The sequence below is a fragment of the Nonomuraea sp. NPDC049141 genome (assembly GCF_040648415.1).
In the GTDB taxonomy this organism is placed as follows: Bacteria; Actinomycetota; Actinomycetes; order Streptosporangiales; family Streptosporangiaceae; genus Nonomuraea.
In genome coordinates, this window is sequence record NZ_JBEZDR010000018.1 from 176,849 (window position 1) to 195,837 (window position 18,989).

Here is an 18,989-nt window from a genome sequence, read left to right on the forward strand (position 1 = left end):
TCTTGTCTAATTCGGCGCTTCACTTCTCGGCGGCCAGCCGTACTCCCAGCCCGATGAAGATGCTCCCCGTCGCGATGTCGAGCCGGCGGCGCGCGGCGTGCCGGCGACGCAGCCATCCTCCGATCCGTCCCGCCAGCACTCCGACCAGGCCGTCGACCAGGAACTCCAACACGATCAGAATGGCGCCGAGGATGGCGAACTGCAGCCAGACCTGACCCAGCCGCGGGTTGATGAACTGGGGAAGGAAGGCGATCGTGAAGGTGACCATCTTCGGGTTCAGCAGGTTGGTCAACAAGCCGTTGAGATACGCCCGCCGGCCCGGCATCCCTTCGCCGACGACGGGCATCTCATCATGACCGGCCTTGCTGCGGCGAAGGGTCTGCACGCCGAGGTAGATCAGGTACGCGGCGCCGGCGATCCGTACCACCGTGAAGGCGACCGGCACCGCCGCGAAGAGCGCGGCCAGTCCCGCGGCCGCCACGGCGATGTGCACGGCCTCGCTCGTCGCCACCCCGGCCGTGGCGAGCAGGCCGGCGCGCGGACCGCCCCGCATCCCACAGCCCAGGATGAACAGCATGTCGGGCCCCGGAGTGATCATGGCGACGATCGTGGTCACGGTGAAAGCGAGGAGTAGGTGCTGGTCGATTGGCATAACGCGATGGTGCCATAGCCGGAAATGTCGGCCGCATGGTGCCCCATGCGGCCTGCGGGGCGTGAGATAATTACTCCCACGACGCCCTCTCGGCCTCGGGTCCAGCGACCCAGGCGAGAGGGTTTTTTCATGCCCGCAGTGACGCGTCACCCTGCGGCGGCATGCCACCCGATCAAGGAGTATTCGATGAAGCTCGGTCTGACCTGCCCACGTTTCACCTGGCCCGGCGGTGATTCCGCCATCTCCGGGCGGTTCGCGGCCGTCGCCCGCGGCGCCGACGAAGCGGGACTGCACAGTCTGTGGGTGATGGACCATTTCTTCCAGATCCCCAACTTCGGCGCCGTGGAGGATCCGATGCTGGAGGCGTACGGCGCGCTGTCCTACGCCGCCGCCCTCACCAGCCGGGTCACGCTGGGCACCCTGGTCACCGGCGCCGTCTACCGTGAACCAGGACTGCTGGTGAAGCAGGTCAGCACCCTGGACGCCCTCTCGGGCGGTCGCGCCGTCCTCGGCATCGGCGCCGGCTGGTACGAGTCGGAGGCCCGCGGGCTCGGCCTGCGCTTCCCTTCGCCGGCCGAGCGGTTCGAGCGGCTGGAGGAGACGCTCCAGATCGCCCGGCAGATGTGGAGCGAGGAGGACAAGCCTTACGAGGGCCGGCATTACCGGCTGGAACGTACGCTCAACGCCCCGCAGGCGCGTCCGCCGATCCTGATCGGCGGCAGCGGGGAGAAGAAGACGCTCCGGCTGGTCGCCGAGTACGCCGACGCCTGCAACTTCCTGGATGGCGCCGACGTACGGCACAAGCTCGGCGTGCTGCGCGCGCACTGCGAGCGGCTGGGCCGGCCCTACGAGGAGATCGAGAAGACCCTCCACATGCGGGTGCCTGACGGGCAGAGCATCGAGGAGAGCGTCCAGCGCTGCGGCGACCTCGCCGCTCTGGGCATCGACCACGTCATCGTCGCCGTCCCCGATGCCGCCGCCGACTCCTCACTCGCGCACCTGGCCGAACTCGCCACGCGGATCTCCACCATCACCCCAGCGGGGCGCTGACCGCGAGCGCCTGCCTCAGCCTCGGTTGCTCGGCTTGAGCAGGCCGTTCTCGTACGCCGCCGCGACCGCGGCCGCCCGGTCGTTCACCTTGAGCTTGGCGAAGACATGCAGCAGATGCGTCTTCACCGTCGCCTCGGTGATGAACAGTTTGGCGGCGATCTCACGATTGGTGGCGCCCCGGGCGATGAGCCCGAGCAGTTCGAGTTCGCGGCGGCTCAGCGGCTGCTGTCGCGGCGGCTGCGCTCGGGGCGTCAGCACGCCGGCCACGGAAGGGGACAGCACCGTCTCACCACGCGCCGCGGCCTGCACGGCCCGGCGCAGCTCGGTTCGGGGGGTGTCCTTGAGCAGATAGCCGGTGGCGCCCTCCCGCATCGCGGGCAGGACGTCGGCGTCGTCGTCGAAGGTGGTCAGCACCAGGACGCGGACGGCGGGTGCCTGTTCGCGTAGCCGGCGGATGACCTCGGCGCCGCTCATCTTCGGCATGCGCAGATCCATGAGCACGACGTCGGGGTCGGTCCGCATGGCCACGACGAGCGCTTCCGGCCCGTCGGCCGCCTCGCCGACGACCTCGAAGGCGTCGTCATCGGCGAAGATCCCGCGCAGCCCGTCGCGGACGACTGGATGATCATCCACGATGATCAGGCGAATGGGTGGGTTCATGAGGCAGCCGCGGGAATCGCCGGAACGGTGGCGGAGATCCCCGTCCCCTGACCGGGGGCCGTCTCGACCTGGAAGTCACCGGCCAGCCGGGTGACCCGTTGCCGCATCGCGATGAGCCCGAAACCGCCCTCCTTCGAGGGATCAGTCGCCCCGGGGGTGAAGCCGGAGCCGTCATCCCGTACGTCCAGCACCACCACATCCTCCATGTACGACAAGGTGAGACCGACCCGGCCGGCCGAGGCGTGCTTGCCGACGTTGGCCAGCGCCTCCTGCGCCACCCGCAGCAAGGTGAGCTCCACCTCCGCGTGCAGCGGCAGCTGATCACCGGTGACCGACACGAGGACGGGCACGCCGGTGGTCTGCGTCCATTTCGCCGCGACGTCACGCAGGGCGGCGGCGAGCTGGGCCTCGCCCAGCGACGCCGGACGCAGCGCCTGAACCGAGCGGCGGGCCTCGTTCAGGCTCTCTCTGGCCATGGCGCGCACCGTGTCCAGGCGCGAGCGGGCGGCGGGCGCGTCCTCGATCACCCTGTCGGCGGCTTCGAGCTGGGTGAGGATGGCGGTCAGCCCCTGCGCGAGGGTGTCGTGGATCTCCCTGGCCATCCGCTGCCGCTCCCCCAGCACGCCGGCCTCCCGAGCCCGGACCAGGAGCTGGGCCTGCAGGCCGGCGTTCTCCTCGGCGAGCGCGGCCAGCTTGGCGCCGGTCTCCTCCAACTGCGCGATCATCACCTTGCGCTGCTCGTTCTGCGCGGAGATGGTGCGGTTCAGCAGGCCGGCCGCGGAGGCGACCAGCACCGCGACGAGGAAGGAGAAGATCAGCTCGCTCGGGGTCCGCCCGCGTCCGGCGACCAGCACGGCGGCCGTCGCGACCACCCCCGCGTACGCCCACCATCCGGGCAGCACGCTGAACGCCTGGATGAAGGCGCCGACACCGGTCACGAAGAACAGCGAGTCGAGGCCGACCAGCACCCCGATGACGGCGAGCAGCACGACGAAGTAGCCGATCCCCGCCACCGGCCGCTCGATCCGGGCGAAGCGCGAGGCGACCATGAACCAGTGCCACGCCGCGGCGAACACCGCCAGGACCAGCACTTCCGGCCGCCACTCCCGCAGCAGGGCGAACACCGCCGGAAGCAGGATGAACAGGTACGGCAGAGCAGCCGAGGCACGATCCCAGCGCGAGAGCCCGATCACCACAGGGACGCCCGGCCGGCGACGACGGATAACGCGACCATGATTCTCAGGGTAACGAGCTTGAACCTCCCGTGGCGGGAGGTCTTACCGTCGTGTCCGTGACCGAAAACGACGGCGACGAGCGTCGATGGACCATCGGGGAACTGGCCAAGGCCACCGGTGTCACCATCCGCACGCTCTACCACTATGACGAGATCGGCCTGGTCCAGGCCGGCGAGCGGACCGCGTCGGGCCACCGCCGATACACCGGGGCCGACCTGCGGCAGCTGTATCGCGTACGCGCCCTGCGCGGGCTGGGACTGTCGCTGGAGGAGATCGCGAACGTCCTCGCGCGGCCGGTGGACGACCTGACGGCCATGCGCGGCCTGCTCGCCGCCCAGCTGGCCGAACTGGACCTGCAAGTCGCCCGGATAGGGCAGCTGAAGCAGCGGCTCGGCGGGCTGGCGGGACTGCTCGACCAATCGGTCATGCCCGACCCCGAGCAGTTCATGACCACCCTCGAAATGATCTCGGTGTACGAGAGCTACTTCGGCCAGGAGGTACGCGACGACCTGGCCAAACGCCGGATGCAGCTCGGTGAGGACGCGATGGAGCGCTTCCGGGCCGAGTGGCTCGTCCTCCTCCGGGAGGCCCGGGAGCACGTGCTGGCGGACACCCCCGTAGACGACCCGCGGGTGCGGGAGGTGGCCACGCGCTGGGAGGCGCTGGCGACCGCGCTCCAGAGCGGTGACCAGCAGGTCGACCAGCGGGCCCAGGCCGCCGGAATGGCGTTCTGGCGCGACAACAGCGCCGGGATCAGCGAGGAGATCAGCCGCCAGATCGACTGGCTGGACGCGGGCGACCTGCCCGCCATCATGAGCTACTTCGAGCGCGTCCGTAAGGCGCGCGACGAACACGAATCAGGAGGGTGACACGGGGATGCGCTATCCCGAGGCACCGGTACGGCCGGAGCGCAACGAGGTGGGTGGGATGGTCTTCGACGACCCCTACCAATGGCTGGAGGAGGACGACGGGGAGGGCGTGGCGGCCTGGCAGCGGGCCCAGGACGAGCTGGCCCGGTCCTACGTGCACGGCTGGCCGCATCATGAGGCGCTCGCGGCCCGCGTCGGGGACCTGGTCGAGCAGATGGACGCCCGCAACCTGGTGGTCCCGGTGCGATACGGGCCGCGATGGTTCCGCGGCCGCATTCCCGACGGCCGGGAGCTGATGGTCTTCGAGACGGCGGACGCTCCCACCGGTCCATGGCGCATGGTGATCGACCTCAACGAGATGTCCGACGGTACGCCGCTGCGGATGAGCCCGCAGCCCTCGCCAGACGGCAGCCTGCTGGCGTACTCCCTGGACGCGGGGGGCCAGGAGTTGCCGGCGCTCAAGGTGATCGAGATCGACACCGGGAAGGTGCTGCTGGACGGCGTACCGCAGCAGCGACCGGGCCTGGTGGCCTGGCTCCCGGACGGCAGCGGCTTCTTCTACATGGCCAACGAGGCAGGAGCGGCGGCGTTACGGTGGCGGCTGTTCTTCCACCGGCTGGGGCAGCCGGCGCCCGCCGAGCCCGAGCCGTTGGACATCCCGCACATGTTCGCCATCCCCAAGATCTCCCGGGATGGGCGCTGGGCGCTGCTCCAGGTCGACCATCTGCGGCCCCGGCCGCACTTCATCGCCCGCCTGGACGAACCGTGGGAGTGGCGCGAGTTCATCACCGACGCCGAGCATCTGTACAAGGGCGTCCTCGTCGACGGCTCCTACGTGGCCGTCACCACGGCGGGCGCCCCGCGCGGCCGCCTGGTCCGCATCCCGCTGGACAGCCCCGGCGACCCCGCCACCTGGACCGAGCTGGTGCCCGGCGGCGACGCCGTACTCACCGGTGTGACCCTGGTCGGCGACCGGCTGGTACTCGGCGAGCTGGTGGACACCGTCTCCCGCGTCCGGATCCTCGGCCTGGACGGCGCGGACCTCGGGGAGGTCCCGCTGCCCGGCCAGGGCTCGGTCAGCTCAATCGCCCAGGGAGTCGTCGCGCTGGGCGTGATGGACCAGGTGGTGGGCTGCGAGGACGCGATCACCTTCGGCTACACCTCCTACACCCAGTCCCCCACGGTCTACCACTATGAGCTGGAATCGGGGACGTTGACCGCCCTGCAGGGGTCGGGTCACACCCTGACCGGGATGGTCACCACCCGCGTGTGGGCCACGTCGGCCGACGGCACCCGCGTGCCCTGCACCCTGGTCCACCGCGCCGACCTGGACCGTTCGCGCCCGCAGCCGACCCTGATCCAGGGGTACGGCGGTTTCAACGTCGCCGTTCTGGCGTCCTATCTCGGCCCTTTGGCGGCGTTCGTGGAGGCGGGCGGGATCTACGCGCACGCCCACGTACGCGGCGGCGGGGAGTTCGGCCTGCAGTGGTGGGAGGGCGGGCGGCTGCACGCCAAGCAGAACACCTTCGACGACCTGTACGCGATCGCCGAGCAGCTGATCGCCGATGGGGTCACCACGCCCGACCGGCTGGCGATCCAGGGCGCCTCGAACGGCGGCCTGCTCACCGCCGCGGCCGTGACCCAACGGCCGCAACTGTGGCGGGCGGTCGTCTGCGGCGCCCCCAAGCTGGACCTGATGCGGGTCGCCCGCGACCCGGTGGGCACCGCCGCCACCCTCTCCGAGTACGGCAACCCCAACGACCCGGCCGACGCGCCCGTGCTCATGGCCTACTCCCCCTACCACAACGTGAAACCGGGCACGGCCTACCCGGCGATCCTGCTGGACGCGGGCGCCAACGACCCCCGCTGCCCCGCCTGGCACTCCCGCAAGTTCGCCGCCAGAACGCAGGCCGCCACCACCTCCTCCCATCCGATCCTGCTGCGCGTCTGGTCCGACGCGGGACACGGTGGGACGAACTGGAGCACGATCGTTCAGCAGCAGAGCTTCTGGCTGGCGTTCGTCATGCGGGAACTTGGGCTCACGGCCGCATCCCCTTAGGGAACCCGGTCCAGCGCAGATCGGCCGGGAGGTGGCTCATGTCGTTGAACATCACGATCGTGGGCGGCAGGGCGTCGCGGTACTCGATGACCGTCAGTGCGGTGTTGGCGCTGTTCAGTCCGAGCCACCGGGCCGGCGGCGCGTCCAGTGCGTGCCGCAGCAGCCACGCGATCGGATAGGCGTGCGTCACCAGGATCTCGTGCGTGTCGGCTTGGGCGGTCGTGCCGGGGACCTTCGCGAACCGGGCGACCAGCGCCTGGGCCAGCCTTTGGCCCGCGGCCGCCTCGGTGTCGTCGTAGCCGTCGAAGAAGCCGGCCCAGGACGGGGGTGTTTCGGCCGGACTGGGAACATAGGGCACGTGGTCGATGAGTTCGGCGGCCTCGGCCACGGGCACGTTCGGGAGATGCCGGGCGAGTTCGTACGCGCTCGCCGCGGCGCGTGGCAGCGGAGAGTGCCACACGGCGTCGACCGGTAGGCCGGCGAGCCGTTCGCCGAGCAGGCCCGACTGCCGCCGCCCGATGCCGGTGAGCTCCCCGAACGCGTCGGCCGCGCCGTGGCGGGCAAGGTAAAGGTGTCGCGTTGTCATGGGCGGTCAGGGGCGCGGCGTCCGTGCGGATCCGCTTCCCGGCTCCTTTCGAGCTGCTGGTGGCTTGGTCGCCGTGATGGTGCCGGTGGAGCCGTCGATGGTGATGACGGTGTCGTCGTGGAGCCTGCTCGTCGCGTTCGGGACGCCCAGGACAGCGGGGATGGCGTGCTCGCGGGCGACGATCGCGGCATGGCAGAGCACGCCCCCGGTTTCGGTGACCACGCCGGCGACGATGCGCAGCAGCGGCGTCCAAGCGGGGTCGGTGAAGGGGCAGACGAGGATGTCGCCCGGGTGCACGCGCGCGAAGTCGCCGGGGCCGCGGACGATCCTCGCGGTGCCGGTCACGGTCCCGCGGCTGCCTGGTGTTCCGGTGAGTGCGGCGGCCGGGGTGTCCGAGGTGCTGGAAGGCGGTGGGGGCGCGGCGGTGACCGGTCGTGCCTGCAGAACCCAGGTGCGGCCGTCGGCGATCGACCACTCGATGTCCTGTGGTCCGCCGCGCAGGGCGGCGATCTCCTTGCCCAGCTTGGCGAGCCGTGTGGCGGTCGCGTCGTCGATCGTCGGCCGGTCCCGGGCCTGAGCGGGCACGTCGCTCACGACGAGCCGTGTGCCGCGCCGGTCAAGGCGGGTCCGCTTGTCCGCGACAGTGCGGGTGACCGACCCGTCCCCCGCGACGCGGTAGGCGTCAGGGGTGACCGTGCCCCCGACGATGCTGGGGCCGAGGCCCCAGGACGCCTCGATCTCGGTCGTGTCGTCCGGGTCCGCGGGGGTGAACATGACCCCGGACACCTCGGCATCCAGATGGCGTTGGACGAGGACGGCCATCACAGGACCGTCGGAAGCCTGGTCCTGCCGGTAGTCCATGGCACGTGGAGAGAACAGTGAGGCCCAGCAGGCACGTACGGCATCGGCGACCTCGCCGACTCCGTGCACAGCGAGAAAGCTCTCGTACTGACCGGCCGCCGATGCCTGACCGGTGTCCTCATCCGCGGCCGATGATCTGACCGCCACGGGCGGATCGCCGAGCTCGTCGAGCGCGCGTCCCAGCGCTTCGATCACGACCGGGCTGGCCTCGATCGTCTGCCGCACCGAGTCAAGATCGTCCAGGTCCCGGAGGGCGGCGAGGTAGGTAGCGAACGGGACGACGAAGCCGTCAGGAACCGGCAGACCCGCGCGCAGCAACGCGCCCAGCGCGCCCGCCTTGCCCCCGCAGGTATCGGAGGCGGCCTCCATGAGGGGTACGATCATCCGCCCGCCTTTCAACAGAATGTTGACAACATTTCGTTGAGTGTGCACCATGAGGTGCATGCCACGCAAGCAGGACTTCGATCACACCGAGCACGCTGAACACGTCCCGGCAAAGCCGGACGTCGCTCACGCCGAACACGTCCAGGCCCACCGCGAGCGGGACGCGTCTGAGCGCCTTCTGAGCCTGGGTGCGGCCGCGCTCGACGCCCGCCCGTGGCGCCCCGCGCCCGCCCCGCCGACTGCGGTCGACCTCCTGCAGTTCGCCGTCTGGCGCTGCGCCGACCTGGACCCGGAGGACATCCTGAGCGCGCTCGCCCTCCTGCCCGCTGCCCGCGCCGAGGTCGAAGGACTCGAATCGGGCCTGCTGTTCATGGCCCGGAGTGCCGGACTGACCTGGGCGCAGATGGCGCAGGTGATGGGGTTCAACTCGCCGCAGGCGTGCCAGCAGTGGTACACCCGCCTGAGCGCCCGGCAGGAGGCCGGCTCGTGACGCGGGACTCCGCGCCTGACCTCCTGGTCCTGCACGCCGTGCGCATCACCGGGTTCGCGGACACCCCGGTGATCGCCCATCGCTACGGGCTCGACGCGGCCGAGACGAAAGAGCTGCTGCACGACGCCGAGGCATACGGGTGGGTCGAGCACAGCGCCTTCGCCGGCACCGGAGGCTGGTCGTTGACCGAACGGGGCCGAGCCGAGAACGAGCGCCGGCTGGCGGCCGAACTCGCCCGCGTCGGCGGTGCCGACGAGGTCCGTGACGTCTACCGCGCGTTCCTCCCGCTGAACGCCCTCCTGCAACGAGCCTGTACCGACTGGCAACTCCGGCCCACCGCCGGCGATCGGCTCGCCGTCAACGACCACTCCGATCCCACCTGGGACGCCGGAGTCCTCCTGGAGCTCGCCGGCATCGATCGCGAGCTCACACCACTCGCGGACCGGCTCGGAAACGTCCTCGCCCGGTTCCGCGGATACGACACGCGCTTCACCACGGCCCTGGCGCGCGCCCGAGCCGGGGAGGGCGCCTGGGTCGACCGCACCGACGTCGACTCCTGCCATCGTGTCTGGTTCGAGCTCCACGAAGACCTCATCGCCACGCTCGGCCTCGACCGGCACACGGAACCCTGACCTGACCGCTGCTGGCACGGGGCCTCAACGCCGCGCGTGGCTCGCGACCCGCCGGGCCGGGCCGTCACCGTCCCCTGCGCACGTAGGCACGCAGCGACAGCGGGACGAACACCACCAGCAGCGCCGCCGACCAGAGCAGGACGGTGGCCACCGGATGCGCGAGCGGCCAGACCACGTCTCCGGACGGGGCGCCCGGGTTGCCGAACAGCTCCCGTGAGGCGGCGGTGAGCGCGCTGACCGGGTTCCAGTCGGCCAGGAAGCGCAGCCAGCCCGGCATGCCGTCGGTCGGGACGAACGCGTTCGACAGCATGGTGAACGGCAGGAACAGCGGCACCATCGCGTCGGCGACCTGGTCGTTCTTCACCGCCAGGCCCACATGGACGCCCACCCAGCTCAGTGCGTACCGCACCACGATCATCAGCAGGAACGCCTGGGCCGTGGGGATCAGGCCGCGGTGCGGCTGCCAGCCCACCAGCAGGCCCGCGCCCACCATGATGGCCAGCATCAGCAGGCCGATCAGCAGGTCGGCGCCGGTCTGCCCGAACGGCACCGCCAAGCGCGCCATCGGCATGGAGCGGAACCGGTCCATCACACCGCGGGAGGCGTCGCTGGCCATCCGCGTCATGACCCCCATCACCGAGGAGAAGGTCACCATCGCGAACAGACCGGGCATGAGGTACTCGCGGTAGTCGCCGCCGTCCGGCACCTGGATCGCGCTGCCGAAGACGTATCCGAACAGCACCACCATGATGGCCGGGAAGATCAGCGCGCCGATGAGTTCGCCGGGTTCCTGGCGCAGCCGTCCCAGTTCGCGGCCGATCAGGGTCAGTCCGTCGGCGAACGTCCAGCGCAGGCGGGTGTACGCGGTCATCGGACGCTCTCCTTGCGGTCGGTGAGGCGCAGGAACACCTCGTCAAGGGTGGGGCGGCGCAGCCTCACGTCGGCGGCGGCGACCCCGGCGCGGTCGAGTTCGCGCACGATGCCGGCGAGCCGGAAGCTGCCGCTGGGCAGGGCGACGCTGAGCTGGTCGGCGCCGGTCATCGTGGGTTCGGTCCCGGCCAGGGCGTTCAGCGCGGTCGCTGCCGCCGGCAGTGAGGCGGGGTCTTCGAGTTCGACGTCGAGGCGGTCGCCGATGGTGGCCTTCAGCTCGTCGGGAGTCCCGGTGGCGATCACCTGACCGTGGTCGATGACGGCGATGTCGTCGGCCAGCTGATCGGCCTCGTCCAGATACTGCGTGGTGAGCAGCACCGTGGTGCCGTCCGCCACCAGTTCGCGGACGCTGTCCCAGATCTCGCCGCGGCTGCGCGGGTCCAGGCCGGTGGTCGGCTCGTCCAGGAAGAGCACCTCGGGGCGCAGGATGAGGCTGGAGATCAGGTCGAGGCGGCGCCGCATGCCGCCGGAGTAGCCGGTGACCTGCCGATCGGCGGCGTCCATCAGGCCGAAGCGTTCGAGCAGCTCGTCGGCCCGCCGGTGCGCCTCGCGCCGGGACAGGTGGTAAAGGCGCCCGAACATGCGCAGGTTGCCGCGGCCGGTGAGCTTCTCGTCCACGGCGGCGTACTGGCCCGCGAGCCCGATCCTTGCCCGCACCTGGCCGGCCTCGCGAACGACGTCGTAGCCGGCGATGCGGGCGTGCCCGGCATCGGGATCGGACAAGGTCGCCAGGATGCGCACCGCGGTCGTCTTGCCCGCGCCGTTCGGCCCGAGCACGCCGCAGACCGCTCCTTTCGGCACGCTCAGGTCCAGTCCTCGCAACGCATGGGTGTCGCCGAAGGACTTGTGCAGCCCCTCGGCGATCACGATCGGATCAGCCATGTTCCCTCCACTGGGTACGTTGTACGCGGTTGCGGGTCAGGTTAGGTTACTGGGTACCATGTACGCAACTGGGGAGGAGGAGACGGTGGCCGACGCCGAGTACGTGAACATCTGGATGCGACCCGAACGCCCGGCCCGCGGGCCGAAGCCGGTCTACAGCCGCGCGCAGATCACCGAGGCGGCGATCCGGATCGCCGACGCCGAGGGGTTGGAGGCCGCCACCATGCGGCGGATCGCCGCCGAGATCGGCGCGGGCGCGATGTCCCTCTACCGGTACGTCCCGAGCCGCGACAACCTCATCGAGCTCATGGCCGACCGGCTGCAGGGCGAGATCGATGTCACGGGCATGCCCTCCGGCGACTGGCGCGCCGACCTGACCCACTACGCCGACGAGTGGCGGGCCATGTGGCTGAGGCATCCGTGGATCGGCACCGTGCAGCGGTCACTCCCCAGCTTCGGCCCCAACCAGCTGCTCTTGATCGAACGGCTGATGGGAGTCCTCGACGCCTTCGTCTCCATCGACGAGAACCTCGGCCTCATGGCCATGCTGAACGGCTACATCGAGGGCACCGTCCGCGAGGAGATCAACTCGGCCGAGGAAGTCCGCCGCAGCGGGCTCAGCGAGTCGGAGTGGATGGCGCGGAGCTACTCGTACGTCGACCGGCTGGTGAAGAGCGGGGAGTATCCGATCTTCGCCAAGATCGTGATGGAGGCGCGCCAGCCGCACCTGAGCCGCGACGACCAGTTCCGGCACGGGCTCCAGCGCGTCCTCGACTGCATCGCCGCGGCCCTCCCGTCAACGGCCGAGCCCCAGGAAGACCGCGCCGGTTAGCACCGGGCAGGCAATGGCCTGTCAGACCGCCCGGGCGATGCAGATGCGGGCGTTCAGTCGCGGACCCGCCTCGTAGAACATGTACGACACACCGTCCTGGGTGCCGAACGACGGCGCCGCCACCCTGCCGTTGTCCGAGGGAATCGGGGAGTGGAAGACGCCGAGGTGCGTCTCCTTGTCGAACGCGTTGCCGACCTCGGTGATCCGCATCCTGCCGTCGTTGCCGTGATAGGCCACGTAGGTGGTTCCGTTGCGTTTGACGAGGGTGGCGCCGGAGATGTCGGTCACGCCGTCGGGTTCGGGGTTCACCAGCGGGGTCGCGCTGAACTGCCAGCCGTCCCAGCCGTTGGGCGACCAGCCGTAGAAGATGCGACGGCCGTTGCGCACCCCCATGAAGGTCATCACGTACTTGTTGTTCCGGCCGGGCAGCGCATGCTCGAAGACCCGCGCGTAGGACGTCTCGGAGGTGCCGGGCACCAGGCGGGTGCTCAGGATCGGGGTCTCGTCGGTGAAGGTGACGCCGTCGGTGGAGCGGGCCACGCGCGTGGTGTAGTTCTCGCCGTGGAAGTAGCAGAAGAACTGCCGGGTGGCGGCGTCCCAGGTCACGTGGGGTGAGGACACGTGCGAGACCGTGGTGGTCGGCAGGTGGTTGTCGATGATCGGGTTGCCCGAGTAGTCGTCGAAGGGGCCTGCCAGGGAGTCGGCGAAGGCCACGCAGATGCCGCCCGGGTCCTCGTGCGGGGCGTAATAGAGGTAGTAGCGCGATCGGGGGTTGCTGAGCTTGTCGTACACCCCTCTGATGCAGGGGAAGATGAACTCCCCCGTCGGGTTGTGGCTGAGCGGCAGGGACAAGGCGTCGCGCAGGTACCGGTAGGTCGGCATCCCGGCCGGGCCCGCCGCCGCGTTCGCGGCCGGTCCGAGACCCAGGCCCGCGGCCACGCCCGCCGCCGCGCCCAGTAACACAGTCCGCCGTCGGATCATTTGGACTCCTTCACGCTGCGTCGCGGTGCGGACTCACACGCTCTCCCCCAGCGGAATGCCGCGTCAAGATGCTAATACGAATTAACGTGGGAAAATTCGCTCTTGACAGCACGCATCTCCGCGCGAAAGATAGGGCCCCACCAAGCTGCTAATGCGCATTGCCGACTCATGGGAGAACACAGACGGTGACTGGTCCGGGCCGACGTCTCACGCAGCAGGACATCGCCAAGATGGCTGGCGTGAGCCAGACGACGGTGTCCCTCGTGCTCAACAAGCGCGGCGACGCCGAGGTGCGGATCGCCCCCGAGACCCGCGAAAGGGTCCTGCGGGTGATCAAGGAGACCGGCTACGTGGCTGATCCCGCCGCGCGACGGCTCGCCGACGGCCGCAACCGCATCCTCGGCGTGTTCACCTACGAGGCGGTCTTCCCCACCGAGAGCGCCGACTTCTACCATCCGTTCCTGACCGGCATCGAGGAGTGCGCCGAGGAGATCGGCTGCGACCTGCTGCTGTTCACCAGCGCCAGGGCGGTTTCGGGGGCGCGACGGCAGATCTTCAACGAGGAGAGCCGCGTGCGGCTGGCCGACGGCTGCCTGCTGCTCGGCCGTACGGTCGACCGTGACGACCTGGCCCGGCTGCTGGCGGAAGGGATCCCGTTCGTCTCCGTAGGCCGCCGCGACGACGCGGGCGGGCCGGTGCCGTACGTGGGGGCCGACTACCCATCGGCGGTCCGGGCACTGGTCGAGCGGGCGGTGGCCCTCGGCCATCGGCGTCTGGCCTATGTCGGGGCGGGCACGGGCGGCGAGTCCAGGGCCGACCGACTGCGCGGGTTCCACGAGGGTGTGGTGGCCGGCGGCGTCGACGGCCGCCACCTCCCGCCCGAGGCACCCCTGGAGGACCTGGTCGCGGCCGGGGTGACGGCGGTCTTCGTCGAGGAGTACGCCGACTGCGTCGCGCTCGCCAGAGCGGCCGGGGAGCGTGGCATGGAGATTCCCCGCGACCTGTCCATCCTCACCCTGGGCGCGTTCACCCGGCCCGTCCATGCCGACACCGACTTCGCGGGATTCCGCATCCCCAGGCGTGAGATGGGCCACCGAGCCGTACAACTGCTGGCCGGAGTGCTGGAGACCGGCGGGAGCCCGCAGGAACTGCTCCCCTGCGAGCTGATCGCCGGCAGCACGCTGGCTCCGGCATCCGGAAAGTGACAGGAGATCCCTACGTGGTTGAGATATCAGCAGACGCGGTCATCGTCGGCGGCGGGTTGGGCGGCGTCGCCGCCGCGCTGGCCCTGCTGCGGGCCGGCCGCACGGTGGTCCTCACGGAGGAACACGACTGGCTCGGCGGCCAGCTCACCAGCCAGGCCGTCCCGCCCGACGAGCACTCCTGGGTGGAGCGGTTCGGCGTCACGGCGAGTTACCGGACCCTGCGCGAAGGCATCCGGCGCTACTACCGCGACCACTACCCGCTCACCGAACGGGCGCGGGCGCAGCGGGAGTTCAACCCGGGAGCCGGTCATGTGAGCCGCCTGTGCCACGAGCCCAGGGTCGCGGTCGCGGTGATCGAGGCGATGCTCGCCCCCTATCGGGGCTCGGGCCGGTTACGAGTGCTGCAGCCGTACCGGCCGGTGGGCGCGGAGGTGGATGGCGACCGCGTCACGTCGGTACGGCTGGCACACCGCGACAATGACGCCGAGCAGATCGTGCTGGTCGCGCCGTACGTGCTGGACGCGACCGAGACCGGCGAACTGCTGCCCCTGACCGGCACCGAGTACGTCACCGGATTCGAGGCACAATCGGAGACGGGCGAGCCGAGCGCGCCCGCCGAGGCGCAACCGCTGAACATGCAGGCCGTCTCCGTCTGCTTCGCGGTCGACCACGTCGACGGTGACCACACGATCGATCGGCCCGCCTCCTACGACTTCTGGCGAACATACGAGCCGCCCTTCTGGGGCGACAAGCTGCTGTCGTGGCGGTGCCCGAACCCGCGCACCCTCGCGATCATGGAACGTTCCTTCACCCCCAATCCCGACGACGACCCCCAGCTCGTCGAGGCCGACCAGCGCGTCAACCCGGGCGACGCCAACCTGTGGACCTTTCGCAGGATCGCCGCGCGCCGCAACTTCACGCCGGGCGCCTACGCCAGTGACATCACCCTCGTCAACTGGCCGATGATCGACTACCTGGAGGGGCCGGTCATCGACGTGCCGGACGCCGACCGGCACCTGGCGGCCGCCCGTGAGCTGTCCCTGTCGGTGATGTACTGGCTGCAGACCGAGGCCCCCCGCCACGACGGCGGCACCGGATACCGGGGCCTGCGGCTGCGCGGCGACGTCACCGGCAGCGCCGACGGGCTCGCCCAGGCCGCCTACATCCGCGAGTCCCGGCGCATCCGGGCCCTGACCACCGTCACCGAACAGGACCTGTCCGTGGCGATACGCGGCGACAAGGGCGCCGTCTCCTATCACGACTCCGTGGGCGTGGGCATGTACCGCATCGACCTGCACCCGTCGACCGGCGGCGACAACTACATCGACGTCGCCTGCTCCCCGTTCGAGATCCCCCTCGGGGCGCTGGTCCCGCAGCGGATGACCAACCTGCTGCCCGCCGGCAAGAACATCGGCACCACCCACATCACCAACGGCGCCTACCGCCTGCATCCGGTGGAGTGGAACGTCGGCGAGGCGGCCGGCGCGCTCGCCGCCTTCTGCCTGGACCAGGCCACCACACCGCACGCCGTGCGCGCGGACGACCGGCTCCTGGCCGACTTCCAGCAGCGGCTCGTCCGCGACGGCGTGGAGCCGCGCTGGCCCGACGTCACCGGCTACTGACGCCGTCATCAACGCCAGAAGGAGAAACCCCCATGAAAGCTCCCGGGAAGCTGGCGGCCCTTTCGCTGACCGCCCTCCTCGTGGCCACCGCCTGCGGCAACGGCGGCACCGCGCCGGCCGCGCAGGGCCCGCAGCCGCTGCGCATGTCGATCTGGACCTCCAACGAGGCCCACCTGAAGCTGTTCAACGACATCGCCGCCGAGTACCGCAAGTCCCACCCGCAGGTCGGCAAGATCACCTTTGATCCCATCCCGTTCGAGAACTACACGACCACGCTGACCACGCAGATCGCCGGCGGCAATCCCCCCGACATGGCGTGGATCCTGGAGAACTCCGCCCCGGACTTCGTCGGCTCCGGCGCCCTCGTCCCGCTCAAGAGCAAGATCGAGAACGTGGGCGAGCTGGTCCCGGCCGCCACCCGGTTGTGGGAGCGTGAGGGAGAGCTGTACGCCTACCCGTTCTCCACCTCGCCCTTCGGCGTCTTCGTCAATACCGACCTGGTCAAGGCCGCGGGCCAGAAGCCGCCGCGCGAGCTGATGAAGGCCGGCCAGTGGGACTGGGAGCACGCCAACCAGATCAACAAGGCCATCGCGGCGAAGGGCAAGAACGGCCTGACCATCCTCAACTTCGACTACAAGGCCTGGGACAACCTCGCCACCATCTGGCAGGGCTGGGGCGCCAAGGCGTGGAGCGACGACGGCGGCACCTGCCAGTTCAACGCGCCCGAGATGGTCGAGGCCATGACGTTCGTGCACAAGGCGATCTTCACTGACAAGTCCATGCCGGGGCCGGGCACCGCCGTCGACTTCTTCTCCGGTGACACCGCGATGGCCGTCGCCCAGATCTCCCGCGCCGCCATGCTGAAGGACGCGACGTTCAAGTGGGACCTGGTCCCGCTGCCCGCCGGGCCGAAGGGCAAGTACGCGGTCATCGGCCAGGCCGGGATCGGCGTGCTGAAGAAGTCGCCGCGGGCTCAGCAGGCGACCGAGTTCCTCGCCTACTTCGCCAATGCCGCCAACGCCGCCAAGCTCGCCGCGTACTTCCCACCCGCGCGCACTTCGCTGCTGACCGCCGACACCATGGCCAAGACCAGCCCCATGCTGAGCGGCGACCAGCTCCAGGAGGTGGTGATCGACGGCATCCAGAAGGGCGTGGTCAAGCCCAGCCACACCGGTCAGGCCGAGCTCGCGCAGACCGCCAGGGCCGCCCTCGACCCGCTGTGGAAGCCGGACGCCGACGTCAAGGCGGTGCTGGACGGCGTGTGCGCGAAGATCCAACCGCTGCTGGGCGGATGACGTGGTGGCTTCGGACCTCGGCGAACGGGTGGCGGCCCGCGCCGCCACCCGGCGCCGCCCCTTCTGGACCATCCCCCGGCGTGACGCACTCGTCGGCTATCTGCTGATCTCGCCGCAACTCGTGGGCAGCGTGCTGTTCGTCCTGGTGCCGCTCGGCCTGGTCGTCTACTACAGCCTCCAGGAGTGGAACGTGCTGGCGGGCACGTTCGAGTACATCGGCGGCGAGAACTACGCCAAGCTGCTCGCCGACCCGAAAATGGGTCAGGTGCTGACCAGCACCGTGCTCTTCTCGGTCGGTCTGGTCGTGCTCAACCTCACCCTCGCCCTCACCCTGGCCATCCTGCTCAACCAGCGGCTGCGCGGCACCACGTTCTTCCGCACGCTGTTCTTCTCGCCGGTGCTGGTGTCGCTGGTCGCCTGGACGATCGTCTGGCAGTTCCTGCTCCAGCAGGACGGCGGCGTCAACGGCGTGCTCGGCGTGGCGGGCGTCGAGGGCCCCAACTGGCTGCGCGGCGAGAGCACCGCCCTGCTGTCGGTCGTCGTCGTCCAGGTCGTCAAGAACGTGGGGCTGAACATGGTCCTGTTCCTGGCGGCGCTCCAGGGCGTGCCGCGCCAGTTGTACGAGGCCGCGGAGCTCGACGGCGCCGGCGCCTGGACCCGCTTCCGCCGCATCACGGTGCCGCTGATCAGCCCGACGATCCTGCTCACCTCGATCATCACCGTGGTCGGGTCGCTGCAGGTGTTCGCCCAGATCGCCGTGCTCACCCAGGGCGGGCCCGGCATGTCCACCACGGTTCTCGTCTACTACCTGTACCAGCAGGCCTTCCAGTTCCGGCACCTCGGCTACGGCGCCACCCTGTCGGTCCTGCTGTTCCTGATCGTCGCGGCGCTGACACTGCTGCAGTGGCGGCTGCGCCGGAAGTGGGTCTTCCATGAGTCGTAGGGTCAAGCTCGCGCTGTACGCGCTGCTGTGCGTGTTGTGCGTGCCGTTCGTGTTCCCGACCTGGTGGATGGTCACCTCGTCGGTGAAGCCGATCAGCGACATCTTCGCCTTCCCGCCCGCGCTGGTGCCCTCCCGGTTCGACTTCTCCACCTACGGCCGGGTCTTCGAGCTGCAGCCGTTCGGGCAGCAGTACCTCAACAGCCTCTACATCGCGGCGGTGGTGACCGTCGGCACGATGGCGGTGGCCGCGATGGCCGGCTACGCCTTCGCCCGCATCCGCTTCCCCGGCCAGAACGTGCTCTTCCTGGTCGTGCTCGTCGGCCTGCTGATCCCCAGCGAGGTGACGATCGTCCCGCTGTTCCAGATGTTCCACACGGCGGGGCTGACCGACACGCACTGGCCGCTGATCCTGGTGCCGATCCTGGGCGCGCCCAGCGTGCTGGCGACCTTCATCATGCGGCAGTTCTTCATCACGCTGCCCGGCGAGCTGGAGGAGGCCGCCAGGGTCGACGGGCTCGGCCGCTTCGGCACCTTCTACCGGGTGGCGTTGCCGCTGGCCAGGCCCGCGCTCGGCGCCGTCGCCATCTTCACGTTCCTGCACTCGTGGAACCTCTACCTCGAACCCATCGTCTTCCTGTCCACTCCGTCGAAGTTCACCCTCCCGCAGGCGCTCACCCAGTTCGTCGACGCCTACGGCTCGCCCCTGTGGAACGTGCAGCTCTCCGCCGCCACGATGACCGCCCTGCCCATCCTGGTCGTCTTCGTACTGGCCCAGCGGCAGTTCATCGAGGGGCTCGCGCACACCGGTCTGAAAGGCTGAC

Annotated in this window: 19 protein-coding genes; 11 read left to right on the forward strand and 8 right to left on the reverse strand. The window is 70.0% G+C overall.

Features of this window, described 5'->3' with window-relative positions:
- Positions 1 to 19: 19 nt before the first annotated feature.
- The gene (locus AB0B91_RS43415) at positions 20 to 652 is read right to left on the reverse strand and encodes a LysE family translocator (RefSeq protein ID WP_358333405.1); all 633 of its coding nucleotides are present in this window, start codon (positions 650 to 652) and stop codon (positions 20 to 22) included.
- Positions 653 to 838: 186 nt separating this feature from the next.
- On the opposite strand from AB0B91_RS43415, the gene AB0B91_RS43420 reads away from it, so the two are divergent.
- Complete coding sequence (locus tag AB0B91_RS43420) at positions 839 to 1,702, forward strand: LLM class F420-dependent oxidoreductase (protein WP_358333408.1); 864 nt, start codon at positions 839 to 841, stop codon at positions 1,700 to 1,702.
- 15 nt (positions 1,703 to 1,717) lie between these two features.
- Here the strand turns inward: AB0B91_RS43420 and AB0B91_RS43425 are convergent, their stop codons facing one another.
- Complete coding sequence (locus tag AB0B91_RS43425) at positions 1,718 to 2,362, reverse strand: response regulator transcription factor (RefSeq protein WP_358333411.1); 645 nt, start codon at positions 2,360 to 2,362, stop codon at positions 1,718 to 1,720.
- A complete protein-coding gene (locus AB0B91_RS43430; protein ID WP_358333414.1) occupies positions 2,359 to 3,555 on the reverse strand; it encodes a sensor histidine kinase in 1,197 nt (398 codons plus the stop codon). Before AB0B91_RS43430 ends, AB0B91_RS43425 begins: the two co-directional genes overlap by 4 nt.
- A gap of 98 nt (positions 3,556 to 3,653) precedes the next feature.
- Here AB0B91_RS43430 and AB0B91_RS43435 point away from each other — a divergent pair, with 98 nt between their 5' ends.
- Positions 3,654 to 4,466, forward strand: a complete 813-nt coding sequence (locus AB0B91_RS43435; protein ID WP_358333416.1) for a MerR family transcriptional regulator — start codon at positions 3,654 to 3,656, stop codon at positions 4,464 to 4,466.
- A 7-nt stretch (positions 4,467 to 4,473) separates the two neighbouring features.
- Positions 4,474 to 6,525, forward strand: coding sequence for a prolyl oligopeptidase family serine peptidase (locus AB0B91_RS43440; protein WP_358333419.1), 2,052 nt, complete (start codon positions 4,474 to 4,476; stop codon positions 6,523 to 6,525).
- Here the strand turns inward: AB0B91_RS43440 and AB0B91_RS43445 are convergent.
- Entirely contained in the window at positions 6,506 to 7,111 is a 606-nt protein-coding gene (locus AB0B91_RS43445) for a histidine phosphatase family protein (RefSeq protein WP_358333422.1), read from the reverse strand. The two genes, AB0B91_RS43440 and AB0B91_RS43445, sit on opposite strands and share 20 nt — an antisense overlap.
- A 6-nt stretch (positions 7,112 to 7,117) precedes the next feature.
- A complete protein-coding gene (locus AB0B91_RS43450; protein ID WP_358333425.1) occupies positions 7,118 to 8,356 on the reverse strand; it encodes a PEP/pyruvate-binding domain-containing protein in 1,239 nt (412 codons plus the stop codon).
- A gap of 58 nt (positions 8,357 to 8,414) precedes the next feature.
- Between AB0B91_RS43450 and AB0B91_RS43455 the strand changes: the two genes are divergently transcribed.
- On the forward strand, positions 8,415 to 8,846 hold the full coding sequence (locus AB0B91_RS43455; RefSeq protein WP_358333428.1) for a DNA-binding protein: 432 nt from the start codon (positions 8,415 to 8,417) through the stop codon (positions 8,844 to 8,846).
- A complete protein-coding gene (locus AB0B91_RS43460) occupies positions 8,843 to 9,478 on the forward strand; it encodes a transcriptional regulator (protein WP_358333431.1) in 636 nt (211 codons plus the stop codon). The genes AB0B91_RS43455 and AB0B91_RS43460 overlap by 4 nt, the downstream gene beginning before the upstream one ends.
- Before the next feature lie 64 nt (positions 9,479 to 9,542).
- Here the strand turns inward: AB0B91_RS43460 and AB0B91_RS43465 are convergent, their stop codons facing one another.
- Positions 9,543 to 10,349: an ABC transporter permease gene (locus AB0B91_RS43465; protein ID WP_358333434.1), complete on the reverse strand. Its 807-nt coding sequence runs from the start codon at positions 10,347 to 10,349 to the stop codon at positions 9,543 to 9,545.
- Entirely contained in the window at positions 10,346 to 11,290 is a 945-nt protein-coding gene (locus AB0B91_RS43470; RefSeq protein ID WP_358333436.1) for an ATP-binding cassette domain-containing protein, read from the reverse strand. Before AB0B91_RS43470 ends, AB0B91_RS43465 begins: the two co-directional genes overlap by 4 nt.
- Positions 11,291 to 11,348: 58 nt before the next feature.
- On the opposite strand from AB0B91_RS43470, the gene AB0B91_RS43475 reads away from it, so the two are divergent.
- A complete protein-coding gene (locus AB0B91_RS43475) occupies positions 11,349 to 12,122 on the forward strand; it encodes a TetR/AcrR family transcriptional regulator (protein ID WP_358333439.1) in 774 nt (257 codons plus the stop codon).
- A 21-nt stretch (positions 12,123 to 12,143) separates the two neighbouring features.
- Here AB0B91_RS43475 and AB0B91_RS43480 read toward each other — a convergent pair whose 3' ends face one another.
- Positions 12,144 to 13,103 carry a hypothetical protein gene (locus AB0B91_RS43480; protein WP_358333442.1) on the reverse strand — a complete coding sequence of 320 codons (960 nt, stop codon included), beginning with the start codon at positions 13,101 to 13,103 and terminating at the stop codon, positions 12,144 to 12,146.
- Positions 13,104 to 13,288: 185 nt separating this feature from the next.
- Between AB0B91_RS43480 and AB0B91_RS43485 the strand changes: the two genes are divergently transcribed.
- From AB0B91_RS43485 to AB0B91_RS43505, 5 genes are read left to right on the forward strand one after another with little or no spacing between them, the layout of a single operon-like run.
- On the forward strand, positions 13,289 to 14,308 hold the full coding sequence (locus AB0B91_RS43485) for a LacI family DNA-binding transcriptional regulator (RefSeq protein WP_358333445.1): 1,020 nt from the start codon (positions 13,289 to 13,291) through the stop codon (positions 14,306 to 14,308).
- Between the two features lie 14 nt (positions 14,309 to 14,322).
- Positions 14,323 to 15,930: an FAD-dependent oxidoreductase gene (locus AB0B91_RS43490; RefSeq protein WP_358333448.1), complete on the forward strand. Its 1,608-nt coding sequence runs from the start codon at positions 14,323 to 14,325 to the stop codon at positions 15,928 to 15,930.
- A 32-nt stretch (positions 15,931 to 15,962) separates the two neighbouring features.
- Positions 15,963 to 17,225 (forward strand): extracellular solute-binding protein, encoded by a 1,263-nt coding sequence (locus tag AB0B91_RS43495; RefSeq protein WP_358333451.1) that lies wholly within the window; start codon positions 15,963 to 15,965, stop codon positions 17,223 to 17,225.
- Between the two features lie 4 nt (positions 17,226 to 17,229).
- Complete coding sequence (locus AB0B91_RS43500) at positions 17,230 to 18,168, forward strand: sugar ABC transporter permease (RefSeq protein ID WP_358333453.1); 939 nt, start codon at positions 17,230 to 17,232, stop codon at positions 18,166 to 18,168.
- A complete protein-coding gene (locus AB0B91_RS43505; protein WP_358333455.1) occupies positions 18,158 to 18,988 on the forward strand; it encodes a carbohydrate ABC transporter permease in 831 nt (276 codons plus the stop codon). The genes AB0B91_RS43500 and AB0B91_RS43505 overlap by 11 nt, the downstream gene beginning before the upstream one ends.
- Position 18,989 lies beyond the last annotated feature (1 nt).